Annotated in this window: 8 protein-coding genes; 5 read left to right on the top strand and 3 right to left on the bottom strand. The window is 68.7% G+C overall.

What is annotated here, in order from left to right; all coding sequences use genetic code 11:
• The first annotated feature begins 167 nt into the window (after positions 1-167).
• From ACWFRF_RS03540 to ACWFRF_RS03525, 4 genes are read left to right on the top strand one after another with little or no spacing between them, the layout of a single operon-like run.
• Positions 168-6,644: a type I polyketide synthase gene (locus ACWFRF_RS03540; protein ID WP_452448772.1), complete on the top strand. Its 6,477-nt coding sequence runs from the start codon at positions 168-170 to the stop codon at positions 6,642-6,644.
• A 24-nt stretch (positions 6,645-6,668) separates the two neighbouring features.
• On the top strand, positions 6,669-9,866 hold the full coding sequence (locus tag ACWFRF_RS03535; RefSeq protein WP_452448771.1) for a type I polyketide synthase: 3,198 nt from the start codon (positions 6,669-6,671) through the stop codon (positions 9,864-9,866).
• Positions 9,863-10,852: an AfsA-related hotdog domain-containing protein gene (locus tag ACWFRF_RS03530; protein ID WP_378995021.1), complete on the top strand. Its 990-nt coding sequence runs from the start codon at positions 9,863-9,865 to the stop codon at positions 10,850-10,852. Before ACWFRF_RS03535 ends, ACWFRF_RS03530 begins: the two co-directional genes overlap by 4 nt.
• On the top strand, positions 10,849-12,147 hold the full coding sequence (locus tag ACWFRF_RS03525) for a protoporphyrinogen/coproporphyrinogen oxidase (RefSeq protein WP_452448769.1): 1,299 nt from the start codon (positions 10,849-10,851) through the stop codon (positions 12,145-12,147). Before ACWFRF_RS03530 ends, ACWFRF_RS03525 begins: the two co-directional genes overlap by 4 nt.
• Positions 12,148-12,172: 25 nt before the next feature.
• On the opposite strand, the gene ACWFRF_RS03520 is transcribed toward ACWFRF_RS03525, so the two are convergent.
• The 3 genes from ACWFRF_RS03520 to ACWFRF_RS03510 form a co-directional block, all read right to left on the bottom strand.
• Positions 12,173-13,423, bottom strand: a complete 1,251-nt coding sequence (locus ACWFRF_RS03520; RefSeq protein ID WP_378995016.1) for a PucR family transcriptional regulator — start codon at positions 13,421-13,423, stop codon at positions 12,173-12,175.
• 165 nt (positions 13,424-13,588) lie between these two features.
• Complete coding sequence (locus ACWFRF_RS03515) at positions 13,589-14,839, bottom strand: YhgE/Pip domain-containing protein (protein ID WP_452448768.1); 1,251 nt, start codon at positions 14,837-14,839, stop codon at positions 13,589-13,591.
• 92 nt (positions 14,840-14,931) lie between these two features.
• Complete coding sequence (locus tag ACWFRF_RS03510; RefSeq protein ID WP_452448767.1) at positions 14,932-15,210, bottom strand: hypothetical protein; 279 nt, start codon at positions 15,208-15,210, stop codon at positions 14,932-14,934.
• A 154-nt stretch (positions 15,211-15,364) separates the two neighbouring features.
• On the opposite strand from ACWFRF_RS03510, the gene ACWFRF_RS03505 reads away from it, so the two are divergent.
• A complete protein-coding gene (locus tag ACWFRF_RS03505; RefSeq protein WP_452448766.1) occupies positions 15,365-16,276 on the top strand; it encodes a hypothetical protein in 912 nt (303 codons plus the stop codon).
• The last annotated feature ends 6 nt before the right edge of the window (positions 16,277-16,282 follow it).

Here is a 16,282-nt window from a genome sequence, read left to right as displayed (position 1 = left end):
GACCGTTGGTCGTTTCCCAAAGAGGCCCGGCGCGCGAGGAATTCGGTTGCCCGCTGTCGTAGCGTGGCGCCGGTCAGTGTTGTCGAGTGGATTGCCGGGCGAATACCCGATCCCGCCGCACTGCTCGATTCCCTGTCGATACCTCTGATGCAGGAGATGTTTGCCCTATGGCTCGCGAAGACGAACTACGCACTTACATGAAGAAGGCGATCCGGGAACTGCAGACCACCCGCGCGCGCCTCGATGATGTGGAAGCGCGGGCGACCGAGCCGATCGCCATCGTCGGCATGGCGTGCCGTTATCCGGGTGGGGTCACCTCGCCGGAGGAGTTGTGGCAGGCGGCGGTCGAGGGGCGCAGTCTGGTGTCGCAGTGGCCGGCCGATCGCGGCTGGGATGTGGAGGGCCTGTTCGATCCCGAGCCGGGTGTGCCGGGCAAGTCGTATGTGCGCACGGGCGGATTCCTCGACGGCGCTACCGGATTCGACGCGAACTTCTTCGGGATCAGCCCGCGTGAGGCGCAGGCGATGGATGCGCAGCAGCGACTCGTGCTCGAGACGGCCTGGGAGGCCTTCGAGCGGGCGGGCATCGACCCGACGACTGTTCGCGGTAGCGCCACGGGGGTCTTCGTCGGCTTGATGCCCGACACCGAGGGCCCGTCGTCGCGCGATATCGACGAGCGGGTGCGCGCGACGATCGAACAGTTCCTGATGACCGGTCAGGCGTCGAGTATCGCCTCGGGCCGGGTGTCGTATGTGCTGGGGCTGGAAGGTCCGTCGGTCACTGTGGACACGGCGTGCTCGTCCTCGCTGGTCGCGATTCATCAGGCGGTGCGATCGTTGCGCTCCGGCGAGTCGACGATGGCGCTGGCCGGCGGTGTCACCGTGATGGCGACGCCCGCCGCGTTCGTCGCGTTCTCCACCCAGCGTGCGCTGGCGGCCGACGGTCGGTGCAAGTCGTTCGCCGCGGGCGCCGACGGCACCGCGTGGGGCGAGGGCGTCGGCATGCTGCTGCTCGAGCGCGTCTCCGAGGCCAGGCGCCTCGGGCACACGATCCTGGGTCTGGTGCGTGGCACCGCGGTGAATTCCGACGGCGCGTCCAACGGTCTGACCGCCCCGAACGGGCGGTCCCAGCAGCGGGTGATCCGATCCGCGCTGGCCGATGCCGGGTTGAGCACGACCGAGGTGGACGTCGTCGAGGCGCACGGCACCGGTACCCGCCTGGGTGACCCCATCGAAGCGGAAGCCTTGCTCGCGACCTACGGCGCCGAGCGCGAGGGCGGGGAGGCGCTGCTGCTCGGGTCGCTCAAGTCGAATATGGGGCACACGCAAGCCGCCGCCGGGGTCGGTGGGCTGATCAAGATGGTGATGGCGATGCGGCACGGGGTGGTGCCGCCGACACTGAACGTCGACGAGCCGACGCCGCATGTGGACTGGTCGTCGGGCTCGGTCCGGTTGGTCACCGAGGCGCGGGCATGGCCCGCGACCGGGCGGACGCCGCGCGCCGCGGTGTCGTCGTTCGGGATCAGCGGCACCAATGCGCACGTCGTCATCGAGCGGGGCGAGTCCTCGCCGGAGATCGAGCGATCGGCCGCAATCGTCGCACCGCCGGTGATTGCGTGGGTCCTCACCGCGCGGTCCGACGCGGCGGTGGCCGCGCAGGCAGGCGCGCTGCTCGGTCGGGTCGAGGCAGAACACGGCGCCGACCCGGTCGATATCGGTGTCGCGCTGCTCGAGACCCGCGCCCGGTTCGAGCATCGCGCCGTGATCGTCGGCCACGATGCCCAGGAGCTGACGGCAGGGCTGCGAGCACTCGCGGACGGGCAGGGCGCACCGAATGTGGTGCGTGGCAGCGCCATCGCGGCCGTTACTGCGGCGATGTTCCCCGGTCAGGGCGCGCAACGCGCCGGGATGGGGCACGAGCTGTACGAGGGTTACCCGGTCTATCGCGCCGCTTTCGACGAGATCTGTGCGGAATTCGATCAGCATCGCGAAACGCCGCTGCGCGAGATGATTTTCGACGATCGGGCAGACGCGACCTCGCTCGACCGAACTGAGATCGCCCAGATCGCGCTCTTCGCTACCGAGGTGGCGATGTACCGGCTGGCCGAATCCTGGGGATTGCGACCGGCATTCGTGCTCGGTCACTCGATCGGTGAGATCGTGGCGGCCTATGTGGCCGGGGTCTGGTCGCTGCCGGATGCCTGCACCCTGGTCGCCGCCCGTGGTCGGCTCATGCAGTCCGCGCCGCCGGGTGGGGCGATGGTCTCGGTCGCCGCGGACTCCGAGACCGTCGCCGAACTCGTGCGTCGATACGACGACGTGAGCATCGCCGCGGTGAACGGGCCCGCGTCCGTGGTTGTTTCGGGTGCGCACGCGTCCGTGACGGCCATCGCCGAGCAGTTGGCGGCCGACGGCGTGCGTACCCACCGATTGCGGGTGAGTCATGCGTTCCATTCGCCCCAGATGGACGCGGTGCTGGCCGAATTCGGTGAAGTCTGCCGGGGTCTGACCTATCGCCCGCCGACCGTGCCGGTGATCTCGGCGCTCACCGGCAAGGTGGCCGAGGCCGCGCAGTTGTGCTCGCCGGAATACTGGGTGAGCCACCTGCGTGAGCCGGTTCGCTACCTGGACGCGGTGCGGTGGGCCCGTGAACAGGGCGGGGTCAACTGCTTTGCCGAGTTGGGGCCGGGGGCCGCGCTGACGGCGATGGTGCACGAGATCGTCGACGACGGTGCGGCGATGGCCGCCGTCGCGTTGCAGCGGCCGGGCATCGCGGGCGACCTCGCGTTCGTCGCAGGACTGTCCACTCTGTATTCCCACGGGGCAGCGCTGGATCCGGGCTCGCTCTTCGAAGGCGCCGACGCCCGCCCGGTAGACCTGCCGACCTATGCCTTCCAGCGCGATCGGTACTGGCTCGAGGTGAGCGAGGGCAGCAATGTTCGTGGCGCCGGGCTCGACGCCGACGACCATCCGCTGCTCGGTGCGAAGATCGGCCTCGCTCAGGACGGTGGACTGCTGCTGACCGGGCGACTGTCGCTGCACTCGCACCCGTGGCTGGCCGGACACCGGATCGGTGGCGCGGTGCTGCTGCCCGGTACCGCGTTCATCGAACTCGCTTGGCATGCAGGTCAATTCGTTCAGTGCCCGACCGTCGGCGAACTCGTTCTCGAAGCCCCGCTCGTGATTCCCGAGACCGGCGCGGTGGAACTGCAGGTGCTGGTCGGACCGGCCGAGGAATCCGGGTATCGGACAGTCGGGGTGTACTCGCGCCTACAGACAGCGTCGGTGGAGGAGCTGCCGTGGACCGGACACGCCACCGGCACCGTGCAACCGTCGGACGATATCGCGGTGCCGGCCGGCGGGGCCTGGCCGCCGGTGGGTGCGGTGGCGGTGGCCGTCGGCGACCCGTACGAGGCGATGGCCGCGGTCGGTTACGACTACGGCTCCGCTTTTCGAGGCCTGCGCCAGATCTGGCGCCACGGCGACGAGGTCTTTGCCGAGGTGGCACTGCCCGAATCAGCCATCGGGGAGGCCGCCGAGTTCGGTCTGCACCCCGCGCTGCTCGACGCCGCACTGCACGCGATGATCGCGACCGGCACGGTCGGCCCGACCGAATCCGGCAAGATCCGGCTCCCGTTCGCCTGGGAAGGCGTCTCGCTGCATGCGGTCGGCGCGTCGTCGCTGCGGGTTCGCCTCACACCGGTCGGCACCGACCGCATCGGTCTCGAACTCACCGATTCGGCAGGTAGGCCGGTGGCCAGTGCGCGATCACTGGCGCTGCGCGAGATCTCCCTCGAAGCGCTGGGTCAGCGCCCGGCGTCCTCGGACGGCGGACTGTACGAGATGAACTGGGTGACCTTACCCTCGCCCGAACCCACTGCGGGACCGGGCGAATGGTCCGAGCTGGACTTTGTGGACGGCAGGGTAGCTGTAGAGCGCTGCGCACGCACTGATCGCGATCTCGTTGTCGTGCGCGTGCACAGCGATGTCACCGCGTCCGTTCCCGCCGCCGTGCGCGAGCAGGTGATCGCCGTACAGACGGTGGTGCAGCGATTGCTCACCGACGACGAATTCGCCGAGGCGCTGGTGGTTTTCGTGACCAGCGGCGCGGTGGCGATCCACGGCGCCGAGGATGTCGGTGACCTGGCCGGCGCGGCGGTGTGGGGTCTGCTGCGGTCCGCGCAGAACGAGAACCCCGGCCGCATCGCGCTGCTCGATCTCGATGATCGCAGCGACTACCGCGAGGCGGTGCGCAGCTGCGCCGCACTCACCACCGAGCCGCAACTAGCGATCCGGCACGGGGAGACGCACGCGCCGCGCCTGGTGCGCGCGGGTGCGGACACGGTCGGGTCGGCTGAGCTGCTCGGTGCGCACGACTGGCGATTGGTCGACCACGGGCGCGGAACCCTCAACGGCGACAACATAATTCTGGCGCCGGCCGAGATCGAGCCGCTCGCACCCGGGCAGGTGCGGATCGCGGTGCGGGCGGCGGGTGTCAACTTCCGCGATGTGCTGATCGTGCTCGGGATGTACCCGATTCCGAACACCGCCATCGGTGGTGAGGGTGCGGGGGTGATCGTCGAGGTCGCTCCCGATGTGGTGGACTTCGCGGTGGGCGATCGGGTGATGGGCATCTTCACCGGCGTCAGCGCCACGGTGGTGGCCGACCGGCGCACGGTCATCAAGATTCCGGAAGGCTGGTCGTTCGACGAGGCGGCGGCCGCACCGATCGTGTTCGCGACGGCCTACTACTCGCTGGTCGACCTGGCGCGGGTGCGGTCGGGGGAGTCGCTGCTGATCCACGCCGCCACCGGCGGTGTAGGCATGGCCGCGGTCCAGTTGGCCCGCCATCTCGGGTTGGACCTCTACGTCACGGCCAGCCCCGGCAAGTGGGATGTGCTGCGCGCGAACGGCTTCGACGACGAACGGATCGGCAATACGCGAACTACCGAGTTCAAGGCGAAGTTCCTCGAAGCGACCGGCGGACGCGGTGTCGATGTCGTGCTCGACTCCCTCGCGGGCGACAAGGTCGACGCGTCGCTGGACCTGTTGCCGCGCGGCGGTCGGTTCATCGAGATGGGCCTGACCGATCTGCGTGACGCCGACGAGATCGCGGCAACCCACCCGGGCGTCCGGTACCAGAACTTCATCCTGATGGAGGCAGGCCCGGACCGGCTGCACGAGATCCTGACCGAACTGCGCAAGCTGTTCGAATTCGGTGACCTGCAACCACTTCCGGTGACCCGGTGGGACGTGCGGCGTGCGCCCGAGGCATTCCGTCAGCTGAGCCAGGCACGCCACATCGGCAAATACGTCCTGACCGTGCCGACCCCACTCGACCGCGACGGCACCGTTCTGGTGACCGGCGGCACCGGCGGCCTCGGCGCGCTGGCCGCCCGGCATCTGGTGGCCACACACGGAGTTCGGCACCTGCTGCTCACCAGTCGTCGCGGACCCGACGCGGACGGCGCGAGCGAACTCGCCGCCGAGCTGACCGCGCTCGGCGCCCAGGTCGACATCGCCGCCTGCGATGTCGGCGACCGCGACGCTCTCACCGCACTGGTGGCGGCGATCCCCGCCGCGCATCCGCTCACCGGCGTCGTCCACACCGCGGGCGTCGTCGAGGACGCGTTGTTCAGCGAGCACACTCCCGAACACATCGCCACAGTGTTGCGCCCCAAGGCCGATGCCGCCTGGCACCTGCACGAGGTGACCGGCGGGCGCCCGCTGGCGATGTTCGTGATGTACTCCTCGATCGCGGGTCTGCTCGGCAACCCGGGCCAGGCGAACTACGCCGCGGCCAACGGGTTCCTCGACGCGCTGGCCCAGCACCGCAGACACCGTGGCCTGACCGCCACCGCGATGGCGTGGGGGCTGTGGGAGCGCGGGACCGGCATCACGGGGCACCTGACCGAGCGCGACCTGCGGCGAATGCGCCGAGAAGGGCTGGTCCCGCTCACCGACGACGACGGGATGGCCCTGTTCGACAACGCCCTGTCGACCGGCAGAGCACTGGCCGTACCCGCACGCCTCGACCTCACGGCACTGGGCTCGCTCGGCGATGTCGACGAGATGCCCGCGATGCTGCGGTCGCTGCTGCGTGGCCCGCGCCGGGCGGCCGGCGGGGGCTCCGACGAGTCGGCGAAGCTGCTGTCGAGCCTCACCGGTCAGGAGCCCGCCGAACAGGAGCGGATCATCCTCGGCGTCATCCGGTCGCACGCGGCGGCCGTCCTCGGTCACGCGTCGGCGGAGGCGGTGCCCGCCGATACCGCGTTCACCGACCTGGGTTTCGACTCGTTGGGCGCCGTGGAATTCCGCAACCGGCTGGAGGCGGCCACCGGCGCGAAGCTGCGCACGACGATCGTCTTCGACTACCCCAACGCCACCGCGCTGGCGAGCTACCTGCGCACCGAGATCGCGCCCGTGGACGACCCGGGCGCCCGCATCGCCGGACAGCTCGACGCAGTGGCGGCGGGATGCGCCGGTGTCGAGCTGCCACCGGAGCGGGTCGAGGAACTGCTGCTGCGGATCAACGACCTCGTGCGCACCCTGCGCGGCGACTCGGCGCGCGATCTGGTCGACAACATCGACGGTGCCGACGACGACGCCCTGTTCGATCTCATCGACCAGGTCCGTTCGGTCTGAGCCGAGACAGAAAGCGAGAGGCCGATGGCCACCGAAGCGGAACTTCGCACGTATCTCAAACGCGCCACCCGGCAGTTACAGGAGACCAGACAGCAGCTCGAGGACGAGCAGGCACGCGCACGGGAACCGATCGCGATCGTGGGTATGTCGTGCCGGTTCCCCGGCGGGATCGAATCGCCCGAGCACCTGTGGGAGGCGCTGATCGAGGGGCGCGACCTGATCTCGGAGTTCCCGGCGGATCGCGGCTGGGACGTGGACGGGTTCTACGATCCCGATCCGGACAAGTTCGCCAAATCCTATGTGCGAGAGGGCGGTTTTCTCGAAGGTGCGGGCGAGTTCGACGCCGGATTCTTCGGGATCAGCCCGCGCGAGGCCGAGGCGATGGACCCGCAGCAGCGCCTGCTGCTCGAGCTCGCCTGGGAATCGGTCGAACAGGCGCGCGTCGACCCGACGACATTGCGCGGCACCGATACCGGTGTGTTCGTGGGATTCAGTGATCAGGGTTACGGATTCGGCGCCACGCAGGCCTGGGATGGGGCGGAGACCTACTACTTCACCGGCAACCATGCCTCGATGGCGGCGGGTCGGGTCGCGTACCTGCTGGGTCTGGAAGGCCCGGCGGTCACCGTCGACACCGCCTGTTCTTCGTCGCTGGTCGCGATTCATCAGGCGATGCAGTCGCTCCGGCTGCGCGAATGCGGCATGGCGCTCGCCGGCGGCGTGACAGTGATGTCCACCCCGATGCCGTTCGCGCTGTTCTCGCGTCAGCGTGCGCTGGCGCCGAACGGTCGATGCAAGTCCTATGCCGCGGGCGCGGACGGCACCGCCTGGGGTGAGGGCGTCGGTGTCGTTCTCCTGGAACGTCTGTCGGAAGCGCAGCGACACGGGCACCGAGTGCTCGCGGTACTGCGCGGTTCGGCGGTGAACAGTGACGGCGCCTCCAACGGGCTCACCGCACCGCGCGGACCGGCACAGCAGCGGGTGATCGGGTCCGCGTTGGCCAACGCTGGTCTGCGCGCGTCCGACATCGACATGGTGGAGGGCCACGGCACCGGCACCGTACTCGGTGACCCGGTGGAGGCGCAGGCCCTGCTGGCCACCTACGGGCAGCGCGACGGTGCGCCACCACTGCTGCTGGGATCGGTGAAATCGAATATGGGACACACGCAGTCGGCCGCGGGCGTGGCCGGACTGATCAAGGCGGTGCAGGCGATCCGGCACGGGATGGTTCCGCCCACGCTGCACGTGGACGCGCCGACCTCGCACGCCGACTGGACCGGAGATCGAATCCGGCTGGCGCTGCGGCCACAGCCGTGGCCGACCTCCGAACATCCACGCCGGGCCGCGGTGTCGTCCTTCGGCATCAGCGGCACCAACGCCCACTTGATCATCGAGCAAGCACCGGAATCCGAAGCACCTGCGGCGATTTCGGCCGACACCCGCCACGCTGTGTCGCCCACGGTCGCCTCCCCGCAGACCGCCGCCCTGGCGCATGCGAGGCCCACGCCCTCGCCGACTCCGTGGCTGCTCTCGGCACGCACCGCCGCCGCACTGTGTGACCAGGCGGCCCGCCTACGCACGGCAGTCGCGAATTCCCCGGACGATCTCGCCGACATCGCGCACTCCTTGGCAACCACGAGAACGAGATTCGACCATCGCGCCGTCGTCGTGGCGAACACCCGCGGCGAGTTCCAGGACGGACTCACGGCCATCGCCGAGGAACGCACCGCCCCCTCGGCAGTCCTGTCACGCCGTGGCACCGGCGGCAGACTGGCGATGATGTTCCCCGGACAGGGTGGGCAACTCGCGGGCATCGGCCGCGGGCTCTCTGACACGTACCCGGTGTTCGCCGAGGCGCTCGACACGATCTGCGTGGGTTTCGACGCCTATCTCGAGCATCCGTTGCGTACCGAGATGTTCGGGACGGGTGAGTTGCTCGCGCGAACCGACTACACCCAGCCCGCCGTGTTCGCCGTGCAGGTGGCTCTGTTCCGGCTGCTCGAATCCTGGGGAGTGGTACCGGATTTCGTTATCGGTCACTCGATCGGTGAACTCTGCGCCGCGCACGTCGCGGGTGTGCTGTCCCTGGACGACGCGATGGCCGTGGTCGCCGCGCGTGGTCGGCTGATGCAGCGGATGGACCCGGGAGCGATGGTGTCCGTGCGGGCATCCATGGCCGAGGTCGCGGCCTCCATCGCCGGTCGCGAGGCCGAGGTATCGGTCGCCGCGGTCAACGGGCCGAACGCCACCGTGATCGCCGGCGATGTCGCCGCGGTGGGTGAGCTCGCCCGGCACTGGCGCGAACGCGGCCGACGAGTAGCCAGGCTCGGCGTAGACCGGGGCTTCCACTCGCCGCACGTGGATGCGATCGTCGACGATTTCCGCTCGGTCGTCGCGACCGTTCGCCTCCAGGAACCGCGCATCCCTTTCCTCTCCACCGTGACCGGCACGGAATCCACACCGGGACAGCTCACTTCGATCGACTACTGGGTACATCAGGCCCGCGAGCCGGTGCGTTTCCACGAGAGTGTGCTGCGGCTGCACGAATCCGGCGTCGTCACTTATCTCGAACTCGGCGCGGGAGACACCCTGTCCGGCCTGGTCTACGAGACACTCGCCGATACCGGCAGCACAGCCGTTCCGGTGCTGCGACCCGGCGCCGACGAAGCCGGTTCGGCGATCGAAGCCGTGGCGGGAGCCTGGGTAACCGGTGCCGAAGTCGGCTGGTCGGCACTGTGTTCCGGTGACACCGCCAGGGCCGTGGATCTGCCGACCTATGCGTTCCAGCATCGCCGCTACTGGGTCGACACCGACAGCGCCGTCCTCGAAAGCATGATCGGCGTCGCCGGCGCCGAACTCGCCGGTGACCGGATCGCCGGTCGGCACGACGCACCGGCAGTGGAGGCAGCGTCCACGCGTTCGGACCTGCTGACCGTTCCCGAGGACCGGCGCCGCGATGTCGCGGTCGGCCTGGTGGTCGATCAGATCCGCGAGATCCTCATCGACCTCACCGCGGACGAGATCGACCTCGACGCCACCGTTCTCGCGATCGGGCTCACCTCGCTGTCCGCTCTCGAACTGCGCGGAAGGATCAATGCCGCCGCGGGCACCCAGCTCTCGCTGGAGGATCTGTTCACCCACCCGACGCCGCGGGCACTGGGTGCCGTACTCGCCACCAGGATCTGGAGCGACGCGCCGACCCACGAGGCGGTGCTCGCGTGAGCGGGGGACTGTCGCCGGTACGCGGCACCCTCGGGTTCGAACAATTGGTGCCCGCTGCGCTGGCTCACCGGCGCGGACTCGCCGAGGTCTACGTCGCCGACACCGCCGTCGTCGGCAGCTCGGAATACCTCGCCGCCGTGCAGGTGCCGCGGGCGCACTCGCTGTGGTTCGATCGGCTCGTCGCCTACCACGATCCGTTCTCCGCCGTCGAGGCCGTCCGCCAGGCACTGCTCGTCGTCGGTCAGCGACACCTCGGTGTGCCCGCCGACGCGCCGGCCAGCCTGCAGCGGATGGCGTTCGCGGTGGAAGACCTGAGCCTGTTCCGCGACAGTGAACGCGACCCGCTCGAGGGGGTGGTGCGCCTGCGTCCCGGCGCGGCGGGCACCGGGCGCGGTTACTACCACGATGTATCCTTCGACGCCACGCTGTCCGTCCACGGGGCGCTGGCCATGACGCTGCGCGGCAGCGGAATCACCTTTCCCCGTGACGCTTACGACGAGTTCCGCGAACTCCAGCAGGGCAAGCGCTCCACCCTCGCCGCGGTCGGTCCCGACTCGGTGCGGCGATTGCCACCCGAACTCGTCGGCAGGCGCGACCCACGCAATGTCGTGCTGGCCCGCACCACGGCACAGGACCTCGTCGTGGTGGTGGACCGCGGCCATCCGAGCTTCTTCGACCATCAATACGACCATGTCCCCGGCCCGTTGCTGCTCGAGGCGTTCCGGCAGGCAGCGGTGCTGTCCGCGACCTCGGCGGGACTGCTCGGCTCACCGGTCGCCGCGGTGATCGACCTCGAAGCCCAGTTCACCGACTTCGCCGAACTGGACGCCCCCATCACCTGCACCACCGCCGCCGTCGGCGATCTCGACCTGGACGAGATCACGGTCGAGGTGGCGCTGCACCAGTACGGCAACCGCATCGCCCTCGCCCACGTCGAGTTGGCGCACTATCCCGTGTCCACGCAACGACAGGAGCTCGGATCATGACGACACCATCGGCGAAACGGTACGCGGTCATCGGCGGCGGCTTGTCCGGCATCGGCGCCGCGTTCGCGCTGCACCGGGCAGGCCACACCGTCGAACTGCTCGAGCAGGACGCGGTGCTCGGCGGCCGCTGCGGCTTCGACTCCCTCGGCGGTCGGCCGATCATGATGGGCGGCAAGAACATCGGCCGCCATTACCACGAGCTGCGCGGGTTCGTCGCCGCGTCCGGGGGACGGGCGTACGAGCCCTTCGGGATCAACAGCTCGCAGATCATCAACGGCGAACTGGTGACACTCGACAACCCCGGCATCGCCGGATTCCTTCGCCATCTGCTGCGGATGGGTTCGCCGATCGACGCGGCGCGCATGCTCTACTACGGTGCGCGCGTTCGATTCGACGAACGCAATCGCTACCTGGGGTCGGACTGGTTCGGGCGAGCGGGCACCGCCAACGACAGCGTCGCGCTCGGCGCGCATTTCGGCGCCGAGTTCGGACGTACTGTGTTGCGACCGTTGACAGTTCGGCTCAACGCTGCCGAGCCGGACGAGGTGTACCTCGGCGCGTTCGGGGTGAGCCTCGGCATGGTGCAGGATCGCTACGACCAGCTCGTCGACGGCATGCAGCCGGTCCTGGACTGGTTCGCCGGACAGGTGCCGGTCCGGCTCGGCACCCGCGTGGATCGGCTCGTGGTGCGGGACGGCCGGGTGATCGGGCTCGATACCGCGGAAAACGGTGGCGCCACTACCTTTTCCGCCTACGACGGTGTTGTGCTGGCGACCCCGGCGCACGCCGCGGCCGGCCTGCTGGAACCCGTGGTTCCCGCGCTGAGCAAGGCATTGAGCGAGGTGGCCTACTACCCGTCCACGGTCGCGGTGGTGCAGTACGAGCAGCCCTTCTTCGGCAGCGCCGTTCGCTCGATCGCGTTCGACTCGGGGCCGTGCAGTGCCGCGGGGGTCTACGGGGTGAACGATCTCGATATCGTCCGCTACACCTTCAGCGGGCGCGATGCCCGGCCGAGTCCGGATGCGCAGCTCTTGGCGACGTGGATCGACGACGCCGAGGCGAAGGTGCGCGGTCATCTCGGCGGTCCGGCGATCGAGCGGGTGCGGACCGAAACACGCAGCTGGGCCGCGGCGCATTGCGCCTACCTTCCCGATCACGCCGGTTTCCGCACAGTGGTGCGCGAACAGACCGAATCCGTTGCGGGACTCCAGCTTGCGGGTGACTACCTGCTGGGCGCCCAGTTGGAGGCCTGCTACCGATCCGGCATCGCCGCGGCCCGGGCGTTGATCGCGTGAGCCAGGCCCGGGGCGCCACGCGAGATCACGCGGCGCCCCGGGTGTGCACCATATCGTCGGCGAGCAGTGCGATACGGGCCCGCAGAATGCCCTCCGCGGTCGTCAGGTCGAGGTCGGTCAGTCCGCTCACTCGACGCAGCCGGTAGTCGATGGTGTTGGGGTGCACATGCAGCCGTCGGCCGGTGGCTTTGCGATTGAGGCCCGTGGCCATATAGGTCCGCAGCGTTTCCAGCAGCTCGGGATGGGTGGCGAGTGGGGCGATGACACCGGCCAGATGCTCGCGCGCCGGACCGGGGCGGGTGAGCTGATATTCGATCGCCACATCCGAGAGCTCGTACAGCCCAGCGGGTTTGGCGATGCCACGCACCAGCTCGAGCAGCTCGTGTGCCTCCTCGGTGGCCTGCGGGATCTGCTCGGTCGGGGCGGGCACCAGGGTCGCGGTGAGCTCGACTCCCGAGGTCGCGCTGATCGTGGCGAGGACATCGCCGGTCATGCGCACCAGCTCGGGTTCATCGCTCGGGATCAGCAGGGTGCCACCGTTGGTGCTCAGCAGGGCCAGTGATCGTGAGGCGAAAGCATCGGCCAGCGCCGCCTGCACCCGCCGCAGTTTGCGGCGCGCCACCACCTGCGCGTCCACGCGCGGGTCGTGCTCCTCGGCCAGCTCCGGAATCATCAGCGCCACCACCTGATAGGAATCGGCGACTCTGATCCCGGTCTGCCGGGTGAGCGCGCCGACGCCGTGGCCGCTCAGCAGCGCCGACACCATCGTCTGCGCACCGGTCTGGTGTTCCTTGGCGACCTGGCGCTGTTCGTCGAGATAGGCGCTCGTCACCGTCGCGTTGATGACCTCGAGCGTGCGCAGCAGCAGGCGGGTACCCGCGACGACCTCGGCGAGGTCGGCTGCGGTCACCTGCCCGACGACGAGCTCGAAGCCGATCCGGAACCCCTCCGCGTAGGCGCGCAACAAGGTGCCGACGGGCACGCCCTCCCGCGCGTGCTGGGCGGATGCCGCGCGCAGCGCCACCAGTTGCTGCTCGGACGGCGTGGTGCGCTTGTCCAGCATCTCCATCGCCAGCGCCAGGCAGCGGCGGGTGAACTCGGTGACGTCACCCCGCATCGCCTCGCTCGGCAGTGCTTGGCAGGGCATCACGTTCTCGGCGAAATAGGAGACCAGCTGCGAAACCAGCTCGTCGGCGTTTCCCAGAAAACTCGACGCGGCCCGGCCGCCCGCGATGGTGAGCGGATTGGGTATCCGGTCCATGGCTTGAGAATTCATCGAGTGCACTCCGGTGTGGCAGACAGCGAATGGGGCTGGTCGTGGGACTTGTGTGAATCGCAACATAGCCACATCGGAGGTCGTAGTCGCCGGTCCCATGGAATGGCCTGGTGGGATCACGACGACCTCACAGCCGGGGTTGTGCGGACTCACAAGCGCGTGGGGTCACCCGTTCGCTGCACGGTTGCGGTGCAGTCCGACGCGGTCATAGACCGACGTGCTCGCCGTGCCGAGGACCAGTCCGACCGCCAGGCCCAGCGCGGTCATCCAGAAACCCCTCGCGAGCCCGGACCCCAGATCGGCGTCGAAGTACAGGATCGCGCGGACCGCCGTGTACACCTGATGCAGCGGTTCGAACGAGGCCAGCACGCCGAAGTAGCGAGGGGTGGCCTCGATCGGCACCGAACCGGCCGAGGACGGCAGCCCGAGAATGACGAACACGATCAAGTTCACCAGTAGCCCCGCCGAGCCGAGCGCGGCGAGCACCGACAGGCCGGTGACACCGACGGCGATCATCGCGAACGCGCTGTAGAGAAACAGCGGAAGGGGCTGCGCGATCGGCATTTCCAGCACGCGCGTGACGACGAGCAGTACCGCTGCCACGAGGTGCGCCGCGACGATGAGCACGCCCCATTTGAGCAGCAGTGTGCGCCATCGGGAGATCCGCGCGGGTCGCACGTGCGGTGACCACGGCCCGTACTCGGTCGGCACGAATCCCAGTGCGCCGTCGACCATCGTGTGGACGATCATCGCGCCGAGCGTGCCCGCGAGCAGGAGTACGAGAGCGTAGAAGAAGGCACCCAGCCCGGCCCCGCTGCCGTCGGGCAGTGGATGGAACTCGGTGTGGATCACCTCGACCGGGTTGCGCAGTGTCACTGCGGTCGCACCCGGCAGTGCGTAATCAGGACCGAGTGACCCGGACACGGTATCGAGTAGTTGCTCACCGATCCGCGTGTTCACCTCGGTCAACGCCCGGTCACTGAATCGCTGCACGATCGCCGAGGCGAACGCGCCGGTGCGTGGATTGGTCCGCACGGTGATCGTGGGACGTTCGATCTCGCCGGGAATCACGCTTCCCATGCCGAGATTGCCGAGTCGTTTGGTGAAGTCGCCCGCGATGATGATCGCGCCGTAGAGTTCGCCGCTGCGTAGCTGTCTTTCGGCCTGGGCAATTCCCAGTACGCGCAGGTCGATCTTGTCCGCGGGGACACCGTCGCGCAATGCTGTGGTGATCTCGTTGCCGATATCGCGCCACTGCGGCGGTGAACCGAGCGTATCGCCCACATCCTGGTCGACCAGCGCGATCGGGAAGTCGTGCAGATTCTTCTCGGGGTCCACGATGTAGCCGAGATACATCGTGGCCATCAGCGCACTGAGCAAGGTCAGGACGATCGTCGGGAACAGCCAGATACGCACCGCCGCACGCTAACAGCGGCCGAGGCCGCGCGGCGGTGCGTTGGAATCTGTCCAACGCCGGTGATCGAGCGTTGGCGCCGGTCCGAAAAAGCTCACACGCCGGGTAACGGTTTCGCGTCGGACGGTACATTCATGAATGCCGAAATCACGTGATCGCTGAGGTAGAGCCTCAGTTCTGAACGCCACTCGGCGGGGATGCCCGCCGGGACCAGGTCGAGTGCGTCTTCGACCTCTTCCCATATTCGGGGAAAGGGGATTCCGTTGCGCGAGCAGGATTCGACGGCGACCATCAGCTGTTGCGTCAGGCAATCCATGTGGACGGTCGGTGTCACAGTGAATGCCGTGTCGAGTAGCAGCTCGAGATCGTCCATTGTTTTCCCCTTACCGGTTTCGCACCCCTGCTGTGCGCTCAACGTAGGGGACCGATTCACGGTGTGGGAAATCGTGCGGGGGTTACTGGTGGTTCAGATATCTTTCGGCTGCCGACTTGTGATCCGCACCGACCGGCCGGTGTAGGTTCGACCGATGACCTCCACCGCCCTGTACTGCGGCACTCGCTGGGACGAACAGGGTCGATGGTTCTACGAGCTGCTCGGCGACGACGGGACCACCGAGCTGCTGCCCGGGATCGGCACGCGGCTGGCGTTCCGGATCACCGATTCGGGACGATTCTGCTTGGGCTACAACGGGTTCGGTGCGGGACGTCGCGGGAAAATTGCGTGTCCCCGTCGCGCACGGGTCGAGACCGGGCGCCAGTGCGAGCAGTGCCGGGTCACCGAGGGGTGGTCGGTGGTGCACAGCCACCGGGGCCCGCTCACGGCATTGCCCGAACAGGTCCGCGCTTATATGTCGCAGCCGCACCATCTCTACATCGCGTATTTCGGGGACGGGATGACCAAGGTCGGTACGGCCTCGGCGTCGCGGCGCAATCGCCGTCTCTTCGAACAGGGTGCGCTGGTCGCCCGGTTCATCACCGATTCCCCGGACGGGCTGCACGTTCGAGACCTGGAGCGGACGGTGACCGAGCGAGCCGGGATCGGGCAGGCGGTCGCCGGGGTCACCAAGACCCGCATCCTCACGAAACCGCTGCGTCCCTGGGCGGTGCTGGAATCCGCGGTCGCCGACGCGGCCGAGCACGCCGCGGGCGCGCTGCCCGCCGACATCACGCGCACCGACATCGCCTGGTCGGGCGGGCGGGACTTCTACGCCACGATCCAGGCGTACGGCCGATTCCCGGTCGCCACCGAAATCGCCGGTGAGCCAGGCGAATACGTCCTCGACGCGGTCACCGCGCACGGCCACACCATCGCCTGCCGCGACACCGCGGGCGCGAGCGAACTCGTGTTGGTCAACGACACCCGCCTGGTCGGTCGCCGCATCGAACTCGACTCCGCGATCACGGCGACGCCGGAACCCGCGCAGACCAGCCTGTTCTGACGTCCG

The sequence above is a fragment of the Nocardia sp. NPDC055165 genome (assembly GCF_053606985.1).
This window is presented reverse-complemented; position numbering and strand designations above follow the sequence as displayed.

Coding starts and splice junctions, on each gene's coding strand:
- ACWFRF_RS03510 (WP_452448767.1), bottom strand. CDS start 15,210: ATGGACGATCTCGAGCTGCTACTCGACACGGCATTCACTGTGACACCG.
- ACWFRF_RS03505 (WP_452448766.1), top strand. CDS start 15,365: ATGACCTCCACCGCCCTGTACTGCGGCACTCGCTGGGACGAACAGGGT.
- ACWFRF_RS03525 (WP_452448769.1), top strand. CDS start 10,849: ATGACGACACCATCGGCGAAACGGTACGCGGTCATCGGCGGCGGCTTG.
- ACWFRF_RS03535 (WP_452448771.1), top strand. CDS start 6,669: ATGGCCACCGAAGCGGAACTTCGCACGTATCTCAAACGCGCCACCCGG.
- ACWFRF_RS03540 (WP_452448772.1), top strand. CDS start 168: ATGGCTCGCGAAGACGAACTACGCACTTACATGAAGAAGGCGATCCGG.
- ACWFRF_RS03520 (WP_378995016.1), bottom strand. CDS start 13,423: ATGAATTCTCAAGCCATGGACCGGATACCCAATCCGCTCACCATCGCG.